We start from the raw sequence: 21,870 nt of genomic DNA on the forward strand, positions 1-21,870 counted from the left end.
GGACTAAGTTTATCATTTTAATACTAATTTAAATTTAAAAATTTAATCTACTTTTTTGTAAAATACGCCCAAAAATCAAGGAGTTTTGCGATGAAAATCGTGCTTGCGACATCAAATTTAGACAAAGTAAAAGAGATAAAAGAGTTTTTAAAAGGCTATGAAATTTACGCTCTAAGCGAGGTTGTAAAGCCATTTGAGATAGTTGAAGATGGCAGTAGCTTTCAAGAAAACGCACTCATAAAGTCAAAAGCTGTCTTTGAAAAGCTTAAAGAGCTTGGGCTTGAGGGCGAATTTATCTCGCTTAGCGATGATAGTGGCATTAGCGTGGACGCACTTGGTGGCGAGCCAGGGATTTACTCTGCACGCTACTCAGACATCGACGAAAGCGGCCAAATGGCTGCTAAAAACGCCACGGACGCAAGCAACAGAGCAAAGCTCATCAGCAAGCTAAACGCTCTAAATTTACAAAGCTCACTGGCTCACTACACCGCTTGTATCGCTATTAGCTCAAAATTTGGCGACTACACGGCGCATGGCTTTATGTATGGCGAGGCGATAAACGAGGAGCGCGGCACAAACGGCTTTGGCTACGACGCACTCTTTATCCCAGATGGCTTTACTAGGACGCTTGGCGAGCTAGATAACGAGACAAAGCTTAAAATTTCTCACCGCTCAAAGGGGCTGGAGCTTGCAAATTTCGTACTAAAGAGCCTAAAGAAAAACTACAAATAAGAGCAGTTTATGAAGAAAATTTTACTTTTTATATTTCTTGCTTTTGGTATTTTGGCGGCGAGCGAGTATAGGGCGCTTGAGCATAAAAGCATAGTTTATAAAGATGAAAATGGCAATGGAAAGATCGACTACATCGCACTTTTTAAGGCAACGGACGAGCTATATATCTATGCAAGAGCATATCCTTTGAAATTTAAAGACGAAGAGCAAAAGAAGGCGGCGTTTAACGACCTTTTGAAGGTGGAAAAAATTTTTGATTTTATGGATAGTGAGGGCTTTAGTAAGAGCTTAGGCGGGCAAGAAGGTGAGTATTTTAAAATTTGCCAAGCTAGACTCCATGTGATGAAGCATAACTTTGACGTGCAGGGCGAGGCTACAAAGGCGGACGAAATTTATGGCGAGCTTATAAATTTGATGCCAGATAATGGGGAAATTTATGCTGAATTTGCTGATTTTTTAGCAAATTCTAACCGCCTAGAGCTTGCAGAGCAAAACTACGATAAAGCTCTAATTTTAGGCGTAAAAAGGGCAAATTTAGGTCTTGCGTTAGTAAAGCTTGCTAGGATGGATCAAAAGGCGCGCTGCCACACTTAGAAGAGTATCTAAAAAGCTACGCAGACGATGAGTTTGCCAAGATGCTAGCAAGCTCTATAAAAGAGGGCACGCTAAAGGTAGAGCCCTAGTTAAGCTCCTTTAGTCCCTTCTTTGCGCGCTCCAAAAGACCAAGCGCGCGAGGGTTTTGCTCCTTGCCTTTTAAAATTTCAAATACTTCTTTGTAATTTTTGGTAGCTTCGTCCTTTTGCTCAAGCTTTACTAGGTCGTTAGCGACTTCTATCAACAGCTCTGATCGCACAAGCTCGTTGCCACTTAACTCTGGTGTGATATCAAGCAAATTTAACGCTAAAATGTGGTTTTCGTAGGCTTTTGCAAAGTCATTTTTCATGTAGTAGGCGTTACCGATGGACTTTATGCAAAGCAGCTCGTCGCGCATCGGCGTATTTGAGTTGGTATCATAAATTTTTTGAGCTTCTTGAAAATTAGCAAGCGCTTCGTCATATTTGCCTAGCGCCTTTTTTGCCCCGCCTATGTTTTGATAAGAGCGAGCTAATAGCAGTTTGTCACTAACGTTTGCCGCAAGCTCAAGCGCTCTTTGTGAGAGCTCCAGTGCCTTTTGTGGCTCTTTATTTACTAGGCAAATGCTGCCGCCATTTATTAGCGAAGTGATCGCTTGCTCGGTGTTGCCAGTCTTTAGACATGCCTCGGTTGCTTGCTCGGCTAAATTTATAGCGCGAGCTAAATTTCTATCGCTTTTGTAAAACTCATTTACGCTCTCTTGCACCAGCTCGTCGCAGCTACTTGCAAAGAGGCAAATAGGCGCTAAAAATGGCAAAATTTTCTTCATCTTTTTACCTTTAAAATTTGGCTCATTTTACCTTTTGAAGCTAGAAATTTATATTAACTTTGCTAAAATCACTAAAATTTTAAGGAGCCAAAAATGTCAAATATCTTAATCATCGGAGCAGGCGGCGTTAGCCAAGTCGCAACTGTAAAATGTGCGATGAACTCGGACGTTTTTACAAATATCACCCTAGCAAGCCGCACAAAAAGCAAGTGCGACGCAATCGCTAAATTTATAAAAGATCGCCTTGGCGTGCAGATAAACACCGCGCAAATCGACGCTGATGACACAGCTGCCGTGGTGGAGCTCATCAAACAAACAAAGGCTGATTTGCTTCTAAACGTCGCGCTGCCGTATCAGGACCTAACTCTCATGGATGCTTGCGTAAAGGCTGGCATACCTTACATCGACACCGCAAACTACGAGCACCCAGACACTGCAAAATTTGAGTATAAGCTTCAGTGGGCGAAGGATGGTGACTTCAAAAACGCTGGCACCATGGCGCTTCTTGGCTCTGGCTTTGACCCAGGCGTGACAAACGTATTTTGTGCCTATGCACAGCAAAATTTATTTGACGAGATCCATGAGATCGACATCCTAGACTGCAACGCTGGCGATCACGGCTATCCATTTGCGACAAATTTTAACCCAGAGATAAATTTGCGCGAAGTTAGCGCAAATGGTCGCTACTGGGAGGCTGGCAAGTGGATCGAGACAAAGCCTATGCAGATCATGTTTAAGTGGGACTACCCAAAAGTTGGCGTCAAGGACAGCTATCTGCTCTACCACGAGGAGCTTGAAAGCTTAGTAAAAAACATCAAAGGACTAAAGAGAATTCGCTTTTTCATGACATTCGGGCAGAGCTACCTAACTCACATGAAGTGCCTAGAAAACGTGGGAATGCTGCGCATAGACGAGGTCGAGCATAACGGCATGAAAATCGTGCCGATCCAGTTTTTAAAGACGCTTTTGCCTGACCCTGCAAGCCTTGGTCCTCGTACAAAAGGCAAAACAAACATCGGCTGCGTGATACGTGGGCTAAAAGATGGCAAAGAGCGCCAAGTCTATATCTACAACGTCTGCGACCACGAGGCTTGCTACGCTGAGACCGGCGCACAGGCTGTTAGCTACACCACGGGCGTGCCAGCGATGATCGGCTCGCTAATGGTCGCAAAAGGCATCTGGAGCGGAAAAGGCGTCTTTAATATGGAGAATTTTGACGCAAAACCTTTCATGGACGAGCTAAATAAGCAGGGGTTGCCGTGGGAGGTAATCGAAATGAAGCCAGGAGAGAGATATGAAGTTTAAAGTATGGATTTTATTCAAGAACTTTTAAATAAAATTTTAAATTACCTCAAGGTTAAAATTAAAAGCCTTGAGGCTAGGTTCTATCTTTTTGGAATTTCGGTAATAGTTTTTTCAACTATTTTAATACTCAATCGCCAAAACAATATTATTACTTTAGTTATACTGTATATAGGCATAATACTATTTTGCCTAGGTTTTATGTTTTGGTGCTATAGCTTATTAAAAAAGAGATGGATTATAAATACAGCAAAAATATTTTTGATATTATTAAATATACCAACTTATTTAATATCAGAATTTTTGTCCAGATTTATAATTGCCCAAACTCTAAATTTGCCAGTAAAAGACTTTGAGCTAACATTAAAAGCATTAACATCAATTTTTTATATACCAGTAGGAGTTTTTCTTTCTTGTTTTATTTTAATGATGTTTGCCTTTCTAGTAATGTTTTTCGGAATGTTAGCGGAGACGATAACTAGTAGTTTACCTAAATTTAAATACAAATTTAAATTTATATATCTTTGTAGACTTTTTGGGGTAATTTCAATCGTATCTATTATAAATTCGGTTTCTGGGAACATCATTATTCAAAATACCCCACTTATAATAAAAACTATAAAAAATATAGCTTTTTATGGAGATTATCAGGAAATGAGAAAATATCCTACTATAAAAGAAGGAGAGCGTGTGATTTTGCACGAAAACGGAGTAATATCAGTTGCAAGCAAGATAAACAATGAGATTATAATAGATGTAAGAAAAATCGAGTAACAAGCTATTTTTGTAGACCTAAAATTATTCTGAGTTAATTAAAAATTTTATAAAATAAAATTATTGACTGTGTTATTTGCTAACCTAGATAATTAAAGATAATCTTTAATATAAAAAGAGAAAATGGAAGGTTGTTGTTTAATTTGGTCTAGAGAGGGACAGTAAGTCCTGTCGAAAATAATAATTTAAAACCAAAGTGAAAGACATATCAGTATTGTATTTTAACGAAATATATAACTCCTCACTGTGTAAACTTTTAAAGGAAGGATTGTGAAACAAAATAAAATATACGAGTATGATGTCGCACTCTCATTTGCTGGAGAAAATAGAGAGTATGTAGAAGAGGTTGCTATTTTTCTTAAAAACTTTGGTGTAAAAGTATTTTATGATGATTTTAAACAAGATGAAATTTGGGGGAAAAAATTTATTTGAATACCTTCAAGATATTTATCAAAATAAGGCTAAATACACAATAGTTTTTATTTCCAATCAATATAAAAATAAAAAGTGGACTAGACATGAATATCGATCTGCTCAAGTAAGAACACTAAACGAAATAGAGCAAGAATATATACTTCCTGTTAAATTTGATGATACAGAATTGCCTGGTCTTAATGAAAATTTGGCATATATAAGCGCCAAAAACAAAACACCAAAGGAGATAGTGAATTTTTTTATTAATAAGATTGGATTAATTTCTAATCAAAGATGGTGGGGTAGCTGGGAGCGAGATAGTATTGTTCTTAGCAACACAGGTTCTTTATTTATAAAAGACGTAAAACAAAATGGTTTTATTTTTGATTTAATGGTTCAAAATGGAGCATATTTGGGTATATTGGAAGATGAATATGCTAAATTTACATCAAAAAATGAAGCTGTGTTTGAAGAAGATGAAAATAAAATTAAATTTATGAAAACAAAAGAAGGAATTCAAATAGATCCTATAAATTGTCAAAATTTATGTGGCATGGGTGCATATTTTGACGGTATTTATAGGTTTCAAAAGGATATTTTTACTTTTTATGATGACGTCATAGATGATTTTGTTTTATCAAAAATATATGCATTAATCACTAAAGATAAAAAACATGATTTAGAAAATTATAATCCAAAGTCCAAATGGGATGATTTTTTAAAATGCTTCGGCAATGATACACATATCGATAATCTCGACAATTTCAAAGCAACTATAATTGAAACATATGCTCCAGGATTTTATAGTGATTATGCTGCGATTTTAATGATAAATGATAATAAAGAAATTTGGGGAGCTTTTTCTGATGTAGATAAGATATATTACTTTACAACAGAACAAAGATACAAAAATAAAATTCCAAAAACCATAGAAAATTGGGCAATTCGTTTTAAGACATCTAATATAATTTATTTAGATTGAAATAAATTATATTATTGAAGTATGTTTTTCATTTTTAGTATGAACGGCATCATCGCCTCTTGCTTAAACGCAGCCGCTCTTAATTAAGTCGCTCAAGAGATGAAAGGCAGAGCAAATGCTCTCATTGGCTCACTGCAATATGGAAGCGGTATTGTCTCATCAGCCATGCTGGCACTCTTTGCGACCACGACGCCACTTATCATGTCAGCCATCATCTTTGTCTTTATATTTTTGTGCTGGCTAGCTGCCTATCTAAACAAATAAAACTACCAAAAGGGCTTAAATGCCCTTTAAATTTAAAGCTATTTCACCTATAATAAAACCAAAATTTAAAAGGAAATTTCAGTGCTAACGATAGAAAATTTATATATTTTGGTGGCAGCTCTTGCGCTTCTTTGCGTGATACTAGTAGCTTTTTTGATAAGTGCAAATTTGCAAAAGACAAAGCAAAGAGAAGCTTTGGAAAATTTACAAGATGAGCTAAAAGATAGCGAGCGGCTAAATATCGAGCAAAGAGCAAAGCTTGAAGCAAATAGTGACAAGATAGATGAGCTAGCTAAAAATTTAGACGAGTATAAAATTTCGCTCAGACAAAAAGATGAAAAAGAGGACGAGCTAGAGCGTGAGCTAAGGCGCCTAAACGAGGAGCTTGGCAGTCAGACAAAGATGGCTGAGATGGCAAGGTCGCTATCTTTAAATTTACAAAACGAGCTTGGCGCAAAAGAGGACGAGCTAAAAAGATCAAGCGAGAGCGAAAACGAGCTAAAACGCGCTATCGTCGCTCTAAAAAGCGAGATCGAGGCCAAAGAAAACATCCTAAAATCGCAAGAAGAGAATTTAAACAAGGCAAAAAGTGAGCTTAATTTAAAAGAGATTAATTTAAAAAAATCTTATGAACTAGAAAATGAGTTAAGGTGTGAAATAATTTCTCTAAAAAGCAAGGTGGAGATAAAAGAAAAAAGCCTAATATCACAAGAAGAAAATTTAAATAAAGTGCAAAATGAACTTGACTTTAAAGATAATGAATTTAAAAAATCTCATAAACGTGTTAATGAACTAGAGTGTGAGCTTGTCGCTCTAAAAAGCGAGATCGAGGCCAAAGAAAACATCCTAAAATCGCAAGAAGAGAATTTAAAAAAGGTAAAAAATGAGCTAAATTTAGAGTTTGCAAACCTTGCAAATAAGATATTTGAAGAAAAAAGTGCAAATTTCTCAAAAAACAGCAAAGAGTCGCTTGAGCTCTTGCTAACGCCACTTGGCGAGAAGATAATAAGCTTTGAAAAGAGGGTAAATGACGCCCATAGCGACTCGCAAAAGAGCGCAGGAGAGCTTAGTGCGCAGCTAAAAGAGGTGGTCGAGCTTGGCAAAAATATGTCAAAAGAGGCAAACTCGCTAAGCACGGCACTAAAAGGCAGCAACAAGGTCCTTGGCAACTGGGGCGAGATGCAGCTTGAGCGCACACTGGAGGCTGCTGGACTAGAAAAGGGCACGCACTACGTGACGCAAGAGAGTTTTGACGTGAGCGGCAAAAAGCTCATACCTGACTTTGTTATAAATTTCCCAGACGACAAGCAGATGATAATAGACAGCAAAGTCTCACTCCATGCCTACGAAAAGGCGGTTGCGGCGGCTGACCCGGCGCAGAGCAAGCTAGCTCTTGGCGAGCACATCGCCTCAATAAAAAAGCACATCGACGAGCTAGCTAAAAAAGACTACTCATCGCTTGTCAAAAGCCCTGATTTTGTGCTGATGTTTGTGCCAGTTGAGCCGGCATTTTTGGAGGCTTTGAAATTTGATCCGAATTTGTTTAACTACGGCTATGAGAAAAAAGTGGTGCTAGTCTCGCACACGACGCTCATGCCGCTACTTCGTGTGGTGGCAAATTTATGGCGCATGGAAAATGGCAACAAAGAGGCGAAGGAAATTTTAAAAAGCGCAAATGAAATTTATGAGAAATTTTGCACCGTCGCTGAGAAACTAAATAGGCTTGGAAACTCGGTGAGATCGGTAAATGATAACTTCAACGAGGTCGTTAAAAGCGTGAGCGGACAAGGTGGGCTTGATAGCAGGCTGGAGAAATTTAAAAAGATCGCTATAAATCCCAAAGATACGCAGATAAAGGAGCTTGAAGCAAGACCTAGAGAGATCTTGCTAGCTAGCTCTAAAGAGTAAATTTGGAGCCTTTAAATTTAGTGGTGCATGTGCATATTAGTTGAGTTGTCATCACTCATATTTTGCATCATCATATTCATATGCATCTCACCCATATTTTGCATCATCTTGTGGTGATCGTGCATTGGCATATCTGCTGGCATGTTCATTGGCATATTCATATGCATACCCATCTCACCGTTTTCAGCCTTGTAGCCAGTTATGGTAGGATCAACCATGCCAAATATCATTGCGACGTGTCCGACGATCAAGAAGAAGATAAGCAGACAAAAATGAAGCTTTAGCTTTGCCTTTTGGCTTGCGTTTTTATAGATCAAATTTAGCTCTAAAAGCGCGATGCCAAGAAGTGGGATGACGCCGATAAGATATGAGTAGATAGCGATGACATCGGCATATCCGCGCCATTTTATACTTGGATAAATTTTTGCTAAAAAGTAGATCACAAGAGCTGTAAAATAGACCCCAAGCACTATGCCAACAAATTTGCTAACGGCCTTAAAGCCAGTGTTTTTGCCGCTATCCATGTGATACATCGTGAAAAACTCCATCGCCACTAAAAGCTCCGCAAGCCCCATAGGTATCACCATGTAGAGGATTAGATTGTAGGGTTGATTGAGCGATAAAAGCTCCATGTAGTGTGTCATTACCATTGTAAATCCTTTGTAAAAATTTAAAGAAATTTACTACCGAAGGGTTAAGATAGTTAAAAAATATTGAGAATAGTTGTGAGATCTAAGCGGATGTTAAATTTACTCCTAGCTAGGCTAAGAGTAAATTTAAGCTAGTCTTTAAACTCGTGTGAGATGACTGGGGAGAATTCCTCCCAGTGAAGCTTGGTTTTAATAGTTGGCATCTTGCTTTGAAATGGCTCTTTTTTAAGAGCTGCCATAGCGACGCTATCGCCTTGTGGCTTAGCAGGTGCTTCTACGCTTAAAACGGCTCTTTCAAGCTCGATGAAGTCTTTTAAGATGAGCGCATAGGAGCGGAAGAAATTTGCATTTTTATGAGCTAAAAGTAGCGAGCCAAACTCATCTACAAATAAATTTAAAGTCTCGCTAAAAAGCTTGTCGCTGATATTTTTTGCGCCTTTAAATTCGTCATTTAAAAACGTAGCCATCGCCAAAAATATAAAGCCAACGTAGTCCTCGCTGTCTTTGCAAAGCTCCTTATCACGCCTATATGGGCTAAGGTTTAGGCAGTGTATCACCCTAAGTCTAGCAGCTCCGTTATCTCTGCCCTCTTCATAAAATGAGGCGCTTAAAGGGATATTTGTAAAGCCAAAAAGAACTTCATTTTGCTCATTTACAAGCTCTTTAAAGCTAAATTTTTCTAAATTTGCAAATGCCTCTGCGCTTTGCTCGCTTAGAGGATTTTGCGCTAGGTAGCTTAGCTGCTCCTTCCACCTAGCAAATCCATCATCACTGGTGTGAAAAAAGAGTGGATAAGCTAAAAATTCGTAAAAATATGCCCTTGCTTTTGTGATGTTCTTATCCATTTAATAAATCCTCTCTCATCGCGTTTAGTTGGGCTTGCACCATGATCTTTGCCTTGCAGTCAGCACAGCAGTAAAGTGACTTGATCTTGGCTCTGTCGTTGCCAAAACGTGGCTGCATGATCGCTGCGATCTTCTCGACTGCTTTTTTAGTCGCAAACTCTTTTCCGCACTCCACGCAGGCAAAAAGCTCATCATGCGCAAGCTCGCTATAAACGAAGCTCTCAGGCTTAAGTGCTAGCTTGCCAACCTCAAGCGAGATGGTATTTTTCTCAGCGCAGCTTAGCTCGCAGTAGCCACAGGCGGTGCAGACGCTTGGGTTAAATAAAATCGAATTTGTCTTCTTATCAGCCACCAAAGCGCTTACGTTACAAGCTCCAACACAACTAAGGCAGAGTGTGCAAGTTTCAGCGTTTATCGTGACTTCGCCATATCTTATCATCTCGCCGCTTTTTACCGCGCCAAGATCATCACCACCCACGATAAACTCAAGCCTTTTGGCAAAAATTTCTCTCTTTGGCAGTGCGTATTCATTGATCGAGTGCTGAGAGCCGTCTATTAGTTTTGCTTTTTTAAGCGCTATTTCAAGCTCAGCCTTGTCTTTTGCGTGGTGTATCGCTTGCTCTTTAAATTTAAGCTCATAAATTTGATTTAAGATGCTAATGGCGTCCTTTTCGCCCTTGCCAAGGCTCTTGCTATATAAAATCACACTTGCGCCACTTTCTTGAAGAAGTGTTAAAAAGTGCGTTTGGCTTAGCAGATGTGGGGCTAGGATGACAAAAGGTAGGACATTTTGCGGTAGGCTAATGCTAAGCTCTTCTAAATTTATCTCTTCAGATACGATGAGAGCGACCTTATCTTTGTAAAGCTTAGCGATAGTGGCAAACGAGCTTTGTGGCATCAAAGTAGAGTCTAGCGAGCCGCTAGGGCAGACGCTGATGCAGTTTCCGCAGTTTGTGCAATCTATCGCTGAAAAGACAAGGTGCTTTGTCTCGTCCTCTTTTAAGATAGCAACCGTTGGGCAAACCTCAGCGCAACGACCGCAAATTTCAGTCCTGCGCTCGTGATACTGACAGATTGAAGAGTCGTACTGCGTAAAGCTTTTGTATCTAAATTTTGGGCTTTTTGCATTTAAAATTTCAAGCACTTTTTCATCTTTTAGCCCTGAAATTTCGTAGCAGCCGCTTTGCTTTAGCATATAGTCCCTTGCGTTTTCAACTAAGAAAAAGTCGCAATCAACCTCAAATTCATCATTTGCTCTAAGCACCAAAACGCTTAGCTCGCCAGCAGCGCCATATATAAATTTAACCTCAAAGTGCGTGAGCTCGATCACTTTGTAGCCATTTTCTTTTAGTAAATTTGCTAGCTCTTCGCGGCCTGAGTTGCTTACTATCACGACATTTTTGCCGACCTCTTTTTCGTAATCCACATCCTTTGCCATGTCAAAGGCGCTAGCTCTTGCCTCGTAGAGTAAAAGTGTATTTTTGGCTTTTTCTAAGACGCTTGCGGTGGTATTTTTAAGGTAGAAATTTATCTCATGTGCGATAATGTTTGCCTTTAGCTTTGGAGAGTTTGAGACCAGATAGTCGCCATTTTCGTTGTTGATCTCTATCTGCTCATTTAGCATCAAAGCATCGTCAAAATCGTTATAAAAGCCAAATTCTTTCATTGTTTCTCCTATTATCAAAAACGGGCTTATTCTAATATTAATGGGATTAATAGACTCTGAAATTTATATACTCTTTTTTTGCTCTAAGTTTTAATTTATAATATTTTTATGTTAAAATCACGCCTTGGTAAAACTAACTTACTAGGAGCGCAAATTGAACGATTTAAGAAATATCCCACAAGTTGATAAGATCATAAAAAACGAAGCATTTTCGGGGCTTGATACGAGTTTAGTCACTATGCTTGCAAGGCAAATTTTAGATGAGGTTAGAGCTAAAATTTTAAATGAAAATGCAAGCTTTAGCGGCGAAGAGATAATAAATTTGATCCTAGATGAGTACTATAAATTTAATGAAGCTAGCCTTCAAAGAGTGCTAAATTTAACCGGTGTGACCATACATACAAACCTCGCTAGAAGCGTTATCGATAAAGAAATTTTAAAGCGGGCAACGCCTGTTATCACTGGATACTCAAACCTTGAATACAACTTAAAAACAGGCAGCCGCGGCAACAGATACGACTACGTTGGCTCGCTAATAGCAAGAGCTTTTGGCTTTGAAGACGCCATCGTTGTAAATAACAACGCAAGCGCTGTATTTTTGGTGCTAAACACCTTTGCAAAGGGCAGAGAAGTGGTCGTTAGCAGAGGCGAGCTAGTCGAGATCGGCGGCAGTTTTAGAGTGCCAGAGGTGATGGCAAATGCAGGTTGTATCTTAAAAGAGGTCGGCACTACAAATAAAACTAGGCTAAGAGACTACGAAGAGGCGATCAGTGACGAGACGGCGATGCTTGTGAAGGTTCATCGCTCAAATTTTGACATCGTTGGTTTTAGCGAAGAGACCACGGCGAACGAGCTTAGCGAGCTAGCAAGCAGACAAAATTTGATAGATTATTTTGATCTTGGCAGTGGATTTTACGGAAATTTACCATTTAATCTTGACAAAAACGAGCCAGATCTAAAAAATTTAAAAGATGTTTCGCTAGTTAGCTTTAGCGGTGATAAGCTGCTTGGCGCGGTGCAGTGCGGCATAATTGTCGGCAAAAAAGAGCTCATCGCAAAGCTTAGAAAAAACCAGCTTTTAAGGATGCTTCGCGTCGATAAAGTGACCATCTCGCTTTTGGCCGAGAGCATGAAAGCCTATCTAAACAAAGAATTTGAGCTAATCACAACGCAAAAACTGCTTCACAAAAGCGTAAAAGAGCTTGAAAACTTAGCAAATTTTATAAATAAAAGCCTAAAAACACCGCTTGAAATAGTGCGCACACAAACCTTTGTGGGAGGTGGGGCGATGCCAAATAAAAAGATCCCAAGCGTGGCTTTGGCATTTAGCGGTGATGCAAATTTAAATGAGCTAAAATTTAGGCAAAAAAAGGTGATCGGACGCATAGAAAATGACAAATTTATGCTAGATCTTAGATCGCTTCTTGATGATGACGTAGAGACGCTAATAAAAATAATAAATGAAACGGAAGAAAAATGAGTTTAATAATAGGAACAGCAGGGCATATCGACCACGGAAAAACCGCGCTTATAAAGGAGCTAAACGGCTTTGAGGGGGATAATCTTGAAGAGGAGAAAAAGCGTGGTATAACGATCGATCTAAGCTTTTCAAATTTAAGCAAAAATGATGAAAATATCGCGTTTATCGACGTGCCAGGACATGAAAATCTCATAAAAACGATGATAAGTGGCGCGTATGGCTTTGATGCGTGCTTGTTTGTGGTGGCGGCAAATGACGGACTCATGCCTCAAAGCTTGGAGCACCTTGAAATTTTAAATCTCCTTGGTGTGAAATCCGTGATCGTAGCGCTTACAAAGTGTGATCTCGTAGATGAGGCCACCATAAATTTAAGAAAAAAAGAGATAAGAGATGAAATTTCTAAATTTAAAAACCTGCAAATTTTAGAAATTTTTGCCGTTAGCATAAAGGATAAGGCGAGCATCGATGAGCTTAGAAACTACATCTTTACGCTAAGAGCCAAAAAGCGCGATGAGGAGGGTGTTTTTAGATATTACATCGATAGGGTGTTTAGCCTAAAAGGTATCGGAAATGTCGTAACTGGCACTGTGATAGAGGGAAGCGTTAGTAAAAACGAGAAGCTTTTTAACTACGACGCTGGCAAAGAGGTGCTAGTAAGAAGCGTGCAAAGCCACGATAAATTCGTTGATAGCGCTGGAGTTAGCAGCCGCGTGGCGCTTAATCTAACTGGCATAGAGCTTAGTGAGCTAAAAAAGGGTCAGCTACTTAGCAAAAAGGGCTTTTTTAGGGGATTTAGAGAGGTTGATGCGGTCGTAACTGCTAAAAATCTCATCCACTCTCAAAGCGTAACTTTTTGCGTGGGCGCTAAAAACGTGCCTGCAAAGGTGCTAATCCTTAGCCAAAAAGATGATAGCTACTTTGTGAGCTTTAAATTTCAAAGCGATATGTTTTTGAAATTTGACGAGGCCTTTGTACTCATATCAGATGCGCGCGTGATAGGTGGCGGCAGGGTGCTAAACCCAGTGCTTGAGCCGCTAAAAAAGGCTGGCAAAATTCTCTTTTTAGCCTCGCTTTTAAAGCATGATTTTGTTGAAGCTTTTTCTATCCTAAAAGAGGCTCACAAAAATGGCTTTGGTATCATCTCTTCTTACCAAAGATTTGGTCTAAATCACGAAGAGGCCGTAGCCGTGGCTAAAAAAGTCTCAAGCGTCTTTGTCGATGAAAAGGCTTTAAATATCTACGATCTAAGCGCGGTTGAGCGGATAAAATCAGCCATTAAATTTATGATAGAAAAGAATGAATTTGCTGTATTTTCAGCTCAAAGTATCAGCCTAAAACTTGCTTGGGCTAGCCAAAATTTAGCCCAAAAAGCGCTTGATGAGCTTGAAAGTGCAAATTTGATCGCCAAAGATAGCGGTGTCTATACCAAAAAAGGCGTTGATATAAGCAAACTAAAAGTTAGGCTTGAAGAGAAAATTTATGAAATTTTAGAAAGTGGCAAGCTAGCCCCAACGGCGCCATATAATATATATGATGATCTAGAGATCGATAGAGTTAGTGGCGATAATGCCCTTAAAAAACTTACCGCAATGGGCAGGGTCATAAGGCTAGAGCATAACCTTTTTATCACTAGAAATTCACTAAAAATGGCACTTGATAAGCTAAAAGAGATCATAAAAAATCAAGGCTTTGTAAATGTCATAAACGCCAAGGATGCGCTAAATTTAAGTAGAAAATATATAATCGCCTACCTTGAGCAGCTCGATCTTGAGTGTGACATAATGAAGCAAGGAAATGATAGGGTTTTTCGCAGTTAGTATTCATTTACAAAAAGCAAATATAATCCGCCAAATTTTTAAAAAGGATAAAAATGAAAAAAGTGATCTTAGCCTCAATCATTGCGGCAACTAGCCTAATGGCAGCAAGCGATAAGCAAATAGAGGACTTCTACTCTCAAATGGTTGATAGTAGCGTAAAAGTAAAGGTAGCTGATCGTCATAAAGTGGCAGGCGACATCGAAGCTGTCGTGGTAAAACTAAGCAAAGATGGCAACTCACAAGATGAGATCGTTTTTACAAAAGGTGACTTCATCTTCCCAGACGTGATCGATCTAAAAGAGCAAAAATCATACCTTGCTGAAGTGAAAAAAGAGGTTATCGCAAAGGGAATTTCTAAAATTTATAAAGATGAAGACAAGGCAAACATCATCGTTCTTGGTAGCGACCCTAAAAAGCCAACTATCATAATGTTTTCAGACCCAGAGTGCCCATACTGCAGAGCAGAGCTAGCAAAGATCGAGACAACACTAAAAGATAGTAACGTAGAGATCGTCCTAACTCCAGTGCATGACATCTCATCACTTCAAAAAAGCTCACTAATCTACAAAGATGCAAAAGCTGCTAAGAGTGACAGTGATAAGGTTAAAATTTTAAGAAAATACTACGCTGAAGACTACAATGTAGATGATAAGAGCGTTAGCAAAGAAGATGTCGCAAAGATCGATAATCTGCGCAAAAAATATTTTGCAGCTGGCGTTAGATCAGTACCATTTATCGTAAATAAAAGCGATCTAAAATAACATTTTCTAGGGAGCTCTCCCTAGAATTTCTACTACAAATAAATTTTATAAATTTAAAGTATATTTAACTATATTTTTAATAAATACTTAACATTCTTAATTAAACTTTTATATTTACTTTGCTTAACTTAGAAATATGCTAAATTTACATAGTTTAACTTTAGGGTCACGAAAGCCCTAAACTAGGCTATTTTGCATATTCATAGAATTTAAAATATGCAAATTTAAAAGATCAATGAACCAAATTTCTCAAAAATTTTTGAGGCATAAGGAGGAAAAATGCAAGGATCAAGAAGAGATTTTCTCAAAAAATCTCTAAAAGTCGGTGCTGCCGGCGGAGTACTCGCAGTCTCAGCCGTAGCAAAAGTGACTAGTGATGACTTGGCTCCTGATGACAATGGCGTTGTCGTAGGCAAGTCAAACAAAAAAGAGGTGCTTTATAAAAAAAGCAAAAACTGGGAAACCTACTATAAAATCGCATACTAAGGGAGAAAACCATGAGTGATGCACGTATAGGAAGACGTTCATTTTTGAAGCTAGCCGCACTTGGTGCTGGCACCACAATGGCTTTTGGACAAAATGATACGATAAGACACGCTAGCGCAGAGGAGATAAAAGATCCTTTCCCTGGCTCAAAAAAGGTTAGAACTATTTGTTCTATATGCTCAGCAGGCTGTGGCATCGAGGCTGAGGTACAAGATGGTGTTTGGGTTCGTCAAGATATGGCGATGTTTCACCCGATATCTCAAGGCTCACACTGCTCAAAAGGTATCGATCAGATCGACCTTACACACAGCAAACAACGCATCAAATATCCTATGAAAAAGGTTGATGGCAAATGGCAGAGAATTTCATGGGATCAAGCTGTAAATGAGATCGGCGATAAGATGCTTCAGATCCGCAAAGAAGATGGTCCTGATAGCGTTATATTCTTAGGTTCTGCGAAATTTAACAACGAACAAGCATATTACTTTAGAAAATTTGCTGCGTTTTGGGGCACAAACAGCAACGACCACGTAGCAAGAATTTGACATAGCGCAACAGTCGCCGGTGTGGCGAATACTTGGGGTTATGGCGCGATGACAAACCACTTTGGAGATATGGCTGCAAATTCGAAATGTATATTTATAATAGGTGCAAATCCAGCTGTGGCAAACCCAGTTGGCGGCATGAAGCACACTTTGCAAGCAAAAGATAGAAACAACGCAAGGGTGATCGTAGCTGATCCAAATTTTACAAAATCAGCTGCACACGCTGACCTTTATCTAAGACAAAGATCAGGCACTGATATAGCGCTTGTTTATGGACTTATCCACATCATCTTAAAAAATGGCTGGGAAGATAAAGAATTTATAAAAAATAGAACTTACGGCATCGACGAGATAGCAAAAGAGGCTGAGCACTGGACACCAGAGGTCACATCTGACGTTACAGGCGTGCCAGTTGATAAGCTGATAGAGGCTGCAAATATCCTAGCTCACACAAAACCAGGCACAGTGGTCTGGGCTCTTGGCATCACACAGCACTCAGTTGGTAGCTCAAATACGAGAATTTTACCTATCCTTCAACTAATCCTAGGCAACATGGGCAAACCAGGTGGCGGCTGTAACATCATCCGTGGTCACGACAACGTTCAAGGCTCAACCGACATGTGTAACCTCTCAGATAGCTTGCCGATGTATTACGGACTAACTGACGCGGCTTGGAAGTATTACTGCCAAGGCTGGGGTGTTGATTATGACGAGTTTGTAAAACGCTTTGCAGTCTCAACCAAAGAGCCAAAACAAGGCGGCACACCAGTTAAAAACACTGTTTTTGAAGAGTATTATTATCACGATCCTAAAAATCCAGAGGATAGAAACTGGAGAAATGAAAAAGGCTGGTCGCTTTCAAAATGGTGGCAAGGCGTCTTAAAAGAGGAAAATACATTTAGCAGTGGCGCATTGAGAGTTCTTTGGGTTCAAGGAACTGGCCTTACATCTATGGCGCACCTAGCTAAAATTCAAGAAGCAGCTTCAAAGCTAGATATGATCGTAGTTGCTGAGCCATTTGTAAATGAAATTTCTATCCTTTCAGATAGAAAAGATGGCGTTTATATCTTGCCAGTGGCAACTGCCTTTGAAAACGAAGGTCACCTAAACGCTACAAACCGCTCAGGTCAGTGGAGAACAAAAGTCGTTGATCCACTTTACGAGAGCAAGGGCGATCACGAAGTAATGTTTGCATTTGCTAAGAAATTTGGCTTTTACGATGAGTACGTAAAAGGCATGAAGATGGCTGTTGTAGATAGAGAGCTAAAACAATTAAAAGATGACTTTGTATGGCCAGATGATGCGACAAATGAGATAGCAAGGGTTGGAAATTCTATCGGTTATGGCGGCAGAACTGCTGAGATGTTTAGACGTCACCAAGCAAACTGGGATAAATTTGACCCAGATACGCTAATAGGTCTTGGTGGCGAAGTAAAAGGTGAGTACTACGGCAAGCCATGGCCAGCATGGGATGAAAAACACCCTGGCACACCGATACTTTACGATATGAGCAAGTCTTATGCAGAGGGCGGCTCTGGCTTTAGAAACCGTTTTGGCTTAGAGCATAACGGCGTTAGCCAGCTAGCTAGCGAAGAGGCAACTTTAGTTGGCTCAGCCATAAAAGGTGGCTACCCGCAAATCACAAAAGATAATATAGAAAAAGTCCTGGGCATCACTCTAACTGAAGAAGAGAGAGCTAAGATAGGACCAAGCTGGAGCATGGACTACAGCGGTATCATCTTAGAAAAATGCCGTGAAAAAGGGGTCGTGCCGTATGGTAACGCAAGGGCTAGAGCTATCGTTTGGGAATTTCTTGATCCTATCCCAAAACATAGAGAGCCTATCCACTCACCACGCTGGGATCTTGTCCAAAAGTATCCGACATTTGATGATCAAGCTAGAAATTTCCGTGTTTCTACTAAATTTAAGTCAGAGCAACAAGCAAAAGACTGGTCAAAAGAGTTTCCTATCGTATTTAGCACGCAACGCGTCGTAAATTTAAGTGGTGCGGGAATGATCGAAAGAACAAGTAAATATCTCTCAGCCATCACACCTGAGATGTTTGCTAACGTCCATCCTGAGCTTGCTTTAAAATACGGCATAAAAGATCGCGATATGATGTGGATCCACAGCCCACAAGGCACGAAGATCAAAGTAAGATGCTACCACAGCTATATGGTAACTCCAGATAGAATTTGTATGCCTTATAACTTCGCTGGCGTTATGCAAGGTGTCGATCTCTCAGCTCGCTACCCAGAGGGCACTAAGCCTTATGTCATCGGCGAGAGCTTTAACACAGTTACAAACTACGGATTTGACCCTGTTACTCAAATTTCAGAATTTAACGCAGGTCTTTGCCGCATAGAAAAAGCTGAAGAGAACACCTTTAAAACATCGTTTTATCACGAGTATGGCGAAAGAGACGCCCTAGGTAAAGAGTAAGGAGAGAAAAATGGCAAGAATGAAATTTTTTGTAGATACTAATAGATGTATCAGCTGCTTTGGATGTCAAGTCGCCTGCTCTTCTGCTCACGAGCTTCCAGTGGGAATTTATAGAAGAAAGGTTATCACGCTTCACGATGGTATCGAGGGCAAAGAGGTCTCAACTACTATCGCATGCCAGCACTGCACTGACGCACCTTGCGAGCAAGTTTGTCCAGTTGATTGCTTCTACATTAGAGCTGATGGCATCGTGCTTCATGATAAACACAAGTGCATAGGCTGTGGATACTGCTTATATGCTTGTCCATTTGGTGCGCCGCAGTTCCCTAAAGACGGGGCATTTGGCGTAAAAGGCGTAATGGATAAATGCACTATGTGCGCAGGTGGTCCAGAGCCAACTAACTCACATGAGGAGAGAGAGCTTTACGGTCAAAATAGAATGGCTGAGGGCAAAGTGCCTATGTGTGCGGCTATCTGCTCTACAAACGCGCTTTTAGTTGGCGACGCTGCTGAGGTTTCAAATGTATATCGTAAGCGTGTTATGCTAAGAAATACCGGACTAAACATCTAAGATCCAAAAGGAGGGCGCTTGCTCTCCTTTTAAATTTATAAAATTTAAATTATTTTTATGATTTTTATAATCTAAAATTTCATCAATAATTTTTCTTATCTATTGAAATTAGCAAAAATATATAACTTTTTTATCTCGATATGAAATTTTGATATAACCCTCTAAAGCCCTAAATTTACGTAAAGTTGATTATTAGATTGTAAAAAATATTATTTATACTTTCAATTTACATTCTTTTATGATAATCGTTTTTATTTTAATCAAAGTAAAGTATTGGTAATATTTCACTTTAAAATAATCTCACAGGTGGTTTAATTAATGAATAAAATTTTTAAATTTATGCTTATCATGCTACTGCCTATCTGGCTTGTAGCAAAAAATGACGACTACACACAAGTCGCAGCTCAGATAAAAGAGTCATTACAAAAAGTAATAACAGAGTATAGAGCTGGCAACGTCGAGCAAGCAGTTAGCGATACTCAAAATGCTTATTTTGGTCTGTTTGAAGATGTCGAAGCTGGCATCAGAATAAATTTAGGTCAGAAAAAAGCTTACTCTATGGAGAAGCAGTTTGGCGAGATCAGAAAGGCGATAAAAGCTGGCGAAGCACCAGATGACGTGCAAAAAAGAATAGATCAGATAAATAGCGAAATCGCTGAAGTTTTGCCAGTTATTTTAAATGGACATAAGCTTGTTGGTGAGTACTCAGACAGCCCAGCACAAGCTGCTACAAGTGGCTATGACACTTCTAAATTTATCCCTGAGTGGAAGGTGGCATTTGAAAATTTATCGGCTACTTTAGATAAAGCCATAGCAAGCTACGAGAGCGATAAACAAGATGATGCTAAAAATTCTATCCAAGATGCTAAATTTAATGATTATAGAAACACTCAACTTGAAATCGCCGTTCGCCAATATATAGAAAATGGCAAAAGCATAGATGCTGACATCCAAAGAAAGATGGGTGAAGCAATAAGTGGCATCGCAAATGGCATAACAAAAGATGATTTTAAAACAAAGCTAGAAGAGATCAAAAAGCTAACTTATGACGCTGTCTCAAAACTCCCAGCTGAGACAGTAAAACTAGCAAAAGTTGATATGAGTAGTGCAGCATCTGGTGATAGCAGTGAAGATAGTGGCACAGACTACACTCAAACTGTTAAAAACATAAATGACAAAATTCAAGCAGCCATTGCGCTTTACAAAGGTGGCAATAGCGCTAAAGCTATGGGCGATATACAAGATATCTACTTTGATGAGTTTGAAGGTAGCGGCATGGAGAACAAAGTAGGTGCGATAGATGTAAATTTAAAAACAGCTATCGAAGCTACATTTGGCAACCTTGTAGCCCTTATGAAATCAGGCGCAGACGAAAAAACACTTGAAGAGAGTGCAAGCAAGATGTCATCTCAGCTAGCAGCTGCACTTGAGAAAACTAGCGGTTCAAGCTCACCTTGGACGCTATTTATCTGGGCTCTAACTATCATCTTAAGAGAGGGTTTTGAGGCTCTTATCATCGTTGCAGCCGTCGTTGCATATCTTGTAAAAACTGGCAATGCAAAATCTATGGGCAAGGTAGTATATAGCTCAGTTGGCGTGGCTGTCATCTTAAGCTTTGTCATGGCTTGGATAATGAACGTCATCTTTGGCGAGGCAGCAGGTCAAAAAAGAGAGCTTATGGAAGGCATCACGATGCTTGTTGCAGTGGGACTTCTATTTTATGTTGGCTTCTGGCTTCTTTCAAATGCTGGCGCTAAAAAATGGAACGACTACATCAAATCTCACTTATCTGAGTCTATCTCAAGTGGCTCAAGCACGATGCTTTGGTGGACTGTATTTTTAGCGGTATTTAGAGAGGGCGCTGAGACAGTGCTATTTTATCAAGCGCTTATCTTTGACGCAAAAGACTCAGCTGGCTACTCAATGATCGCAGCTGGCTTTGTCGTAGGTCTTATCGTTCTTTTGATAGTCTATTTCTTATTTAAAATTTTCGCTATTAAAATTCCTATTAAGCCATTTTTTATATTTACATCAGCGATTATCTTTTACATGTCGATCGTCTTTGTTGGCAAGGGCGTTGGCGAGCTAGTTGAGGGCAAAATTTTCATCCCAACTATCATAAAAGGACTAAATTTCCCTGACTGGATGAGAGACTGGCTAGGACTTATGCCATATTACGAGAGTTTAATACCTCAAATCATTATGGTGCTTGCCCTAATTATAGGCATCGTTATCATGAAATCAAAACAAAATAAAAACTAATCTTATATAAAGGAGAGGATATGAATAAAATTCTTAGTTCAGCTCTAGCACTTAGCCTAGCAGCTGGTTTTGCACTTGCTGGAGAGCACCCAATCGGCGAGCCTGTAGAGGCTAATGGCATGGAGATAGCTGCAGTTTATCTTGAGCCAATCGACATGGAGCCAAAAGGCGTTGATCTAGCTCCAAGCTTAGCTGATCTTCACTTAGAAGCTGACATCCACGCTGTAAAAGGCAACAAAAACGGCTTTGGCGAAGGCGAGTGGATCCCATACCTAAAGATCAACTATGAGCTAAAAAACCTTGATAATGGTAAAACTAAAAAAGGTACATTTATGCCAATGGTTGCAAGCGATGGCCCACACTACGGCGCTAACGTAAAAATGGATACAGGTGTTGGTAACTATGAGCTTAAATTCCACATCGACAATCCAGAAAAACAAGGCTTTGGTCGCCACGCTGACAAAGAGACTGGTGTTGGTAAATGGTTTGAGCCTTTCACAACAACTTATAAATTTCAATGGACAGGTGGTCCTGTTAAATAATCACTTTGGGGCGTTCTCGCCCCTT

Annotated in this window: 20 protein-coding genes and 1 pseudogene; 17 read left to right on the plus strand and 4 right to left on the minus strand. The window is 39.6% G+C overall.

Features of this window, described 5'->3' with window-relative positions; translation table 11 throughout:
- Positions 1-90 precede the first annotated feature (90 nt).
- The gene (locus MTT29_RS08220; RefSeq protein WP_103616584.1) at positions 91-732 is read left to right on the plus strand and encodes a non-canonical purine NTP pyrophosphatase; all 642 of its coding nucleotides are present in this window, start codon (positions 91-93) and stop codon (positions 730-732) included.
- A gap of 9 nt (positions 733-741) precedes the next feature.
- Positions 742-1,326, plus strand: a complete 585-nt coding sequence (locus MTT29_RS08225) for a hypothetical protein (protein WP_429800310.1) — start codon at positions 742-744, stop codon at positions 1,324-1,326.
- An 85-nt stretch (positions 1,327-1,411) separates the two neighbouring features.
- Here MTT29_RS08225 and MTT29_RS08230 read toward each other — a convergent pair whose 3' ends face one another.
- Entirely contained in the window at positions 1,412-2,134 is a 723-nt protein-coding gene (locus MTT29_RS08230) for a tetratricopeptide repeat protein (RefSeq protein ID WP_429800311.1), read from the minus strand.
- A gap of 93 nt (positions 2,135-2,227) precedes the next feature.
- On the opposite strand from MTT29_RS08230, the gene MTT29_RS08235 reads away from it, so the two are divergent.
- The 6 genes from MTT29_RS08235 (at position 2,228) to rmuC (ending at position 7,778) form a co-directional block, all read left to right on the plus strand.
- Positions 2,228-3,439 carry a saccharopine dehydrogenase family protein gene (locus tag MTT29_RS08235; RefSeq protein WP_021086069.1) on the plus strand — a complete coding sequence of 404 codons (1,212 nt, stop codon included), beginning with the start codon at positions 2,228-2,230 and terminating at the stop codon, positions 3,437-3,439.
- Between the two features lie 3 nt (positions 3,440-3,442).
- A complete protein-coding gene (locus MTT29_RS08240; RefSeq protein ID WP_429800312.1) occupies positions 3,443-4,210 on the plus strand; it encodes a hypothetical protein in 768 nt (255 codons plus the stop codon).
- A gap of 270 nt (positions 4,211-4,480) precedes the next feature.
- The gene (locus tag MTT29_RS08245) at positions 4,481-4,642 is read left to right on the plus strand and encodes a hypothetical protein (RefSeq protein ID WP_429800313.1); all 162 of its coding nucleotides are present in this window, start codon (positions 4,481-4,483) and stop codon (positions 4,640-4,642) included.
- Positions 4,596-5,606, plus strand: a complete 1,011-nt coding sequence (locus MTT29_RS08250; RefSeq protein ID WP_429800314.1) for a TIR domain-containing protein — start codon at positions 4,596-4,598, stop codon at positions 5,604-5,606. The genes MTT29_RS08245 and MTT29_RS08250 overlap by 47 nt, the downstream gene beginning before the upstream one ends.
- Before the next feature lie 99 nt (positions 5,607-5,705).
- Positions 5,706-5,870: a hypothetical protein gene (locus MTT29_RS08255; protein WP_223227425.1), complete on the plus strand. Its 165-nt coding sequence runs from the start codon at positions 5,706-5,708 to the stop codon at positions 5,868-5,870.
- Between the two features lie 81 nt (positions 5,871-5,951).
- Positions 5,952-7,778, plus strand: coding sequence for a DNA recombination protein RmuC (rmuC, locus tag MTT29_RS08260; protein ID WP_223227426.1), 1,827 nt, complete (start codon positions 5,952-5,954; stop codon positions 7,776-7,778).
- Between the two features lie 17 nt (positions 7,779-7,795).
- On the opposite strand, the gene MTT29_RS08265 is transcribed toward rmuC, so the two are convergent.
- The 3 genes from MTT29_RS08265 to MTT29_RS08275 all read right to left on the minus strand — a co-directional run bounded on the left by MTT29_RS08265 (position 7,796) and on the right by MTT29_RS08275 (position 10,939).
- Entirely contained in the window at positions 7,796-8,428 is a 633-nt protein-coding gene (locus MTT29_RS08265) for a DUF6803 family protein (protein WP_429800315.1), read from the minus strand.
- Positions 8,429-8,559: 131 nt separating this feature from the next.
- Entirely contained in the window at positions 8,560-9,273 is a 714-nt protein-coding gene (locus tag MTT29_RS08270) for a TorD/DmsD family molecular chaperone (protein ID WP_103571917.1), read from the minus strand.
- Entirely contained in the window at positions 9,266-10,939 is a 1,674-nt protein-coding gene (locus MTT29_RS08275; RefSeq protein WP_103571918.1) for a 4Fe-4S dicluster domain-containing protein, read from the minus strand. The genes MTT29_RS08270 and MTT29_RS08275 overlap by 8 nt, the downstream gene beginning before the upstream one ends.
- A 154-nt stretch (positions 10,940-11,093) precedes the next feature.
- Here MTT29_RS08275 and selA point away from each other — a divergent pair, with 154 nt between their 5' ends.
- The 9 genes and pseudogenes from selA (at position 11,094) to MTT29_RS08320 (ending at position 21,845) form a co-directional block, all read left to right on the plus strand.
- Entirely contained in the window at positions 11,094-12,419 is a 1,326-nt protein-coding gene (gene selA, locus MTT29_RS08280; RefSeq protein ID WP_103571919.1) for an L-seryl-tRNA(Sec) selenium transferase, read from the plus strand.
- Entirely contained in the window at positions 12,416-14,236 is a 1,821-nt protein-coding gene (gene selB / locus MTT29_RS08285; RefSeq protein ID WP_103571920.1) for a selenocysteine-specific translation elongation factor, read from the plus strand. Before selA ends, selB begins: the two co-directional genes overlap by 4 nt.
- 53 nt (positions 14,237-14,289) lie before the next feature.
- Positions 14,290-14,997 carry a thioredoxin domain-containing protein gene (locus tag MTT29_RS08290; RefSeq protein WP_004317675.1) on the plus strand — a complete coding sequence of 236 codons (708 nt, stop codon included), beginning with the start codon at positions 14,290-14,292 and terminating at the stop codon, positions 14,995-14,997.
- A 279-nt stretch (positions 14,998-15,276) separates the two neighbouring features.
- The gene (locus tag MTT29_RS08295) at positions 15,277-15,483 is read left to right on the plus strand and encodes a twin-arginine translocation signal domain-containing protein (RefSeq protein WP_009294906.1); all 207 of its coding nucleotides are present in this window, start codon (positions 15,277-15,279) and stop codon (positions 15,481-15,483) included.
- A 77-nt stretch (positions 15,484-15,560) separates the two neighbouring features.
- A pseudogene (locus MTT29_RS08300) lies at positions 15,561-15,755 on the plus strand (hypothetical protein); the annotation flags it as partial.
- A gap of 48 nt (positions 15,756-15,803) precedes the next feature.
- The gene (locus MTT29_RS08305) at positions 15,804-18,470 is read left to right on the plus strand and encodes a formate dehydrogenase subunit alpha (protein ID WP_429800469.1); all 2,667 of its coding nucleotides are present in this window, start codon (positions 15,804-15,806) and stop codon (positions 18,468-18,470) included.
- A gap of 10 nt (positions 18,471-18,480) precedes the next feature.
- Positions 18,481-19,041 (plus strand): formate dehydrogenase FDH3 subunit beta, encoded by a 561-nt coding sequence (fdh3B, locus tag MTT29_RS08310; RefSeq protein ID WP_149723990.1) that lies wholly within the window; start codon positions 18,481-18,483, stop codon positions 19,039-19,041.
- A 318-nt stretch (positions 19,042-19,359) separates the two neighbouring features.
- Positions 19,360-21,303, plus strand: coding sequence for an FTR1 family iron permease (locus tag MTT29_RS08315; protein ID WP_429800316.1), 1,944 nt, complete (start codon positions 19,360-19,362; stop codon positions 21,301-21,303).
- A 20-nt stretch (positions 21,304-21,323) separates the two neighbouring features.
- Complete coding sequence (locus MTT29_RS08320; RefSeq protein WP_009294901.1) at positions 21,324-21,845, plus strand: iron transporter; 522 nt, start codon at positions 21,324-21,326, stop codon at positions 21,843-21,845.
- Positions 21,846-21,870 lie beyond the last annotated feature (25 nt).

It is taken from the genome of Campylobacter concisus, assembly GCF_050447485.1.
Taxonomy (GTDB): Bacteria; Campylobacterota; Campylobacteria; order Campylobacterales; family Campylobacteraceae; genus Campylobacter_A; species Campylobacter_A concisus_BQ.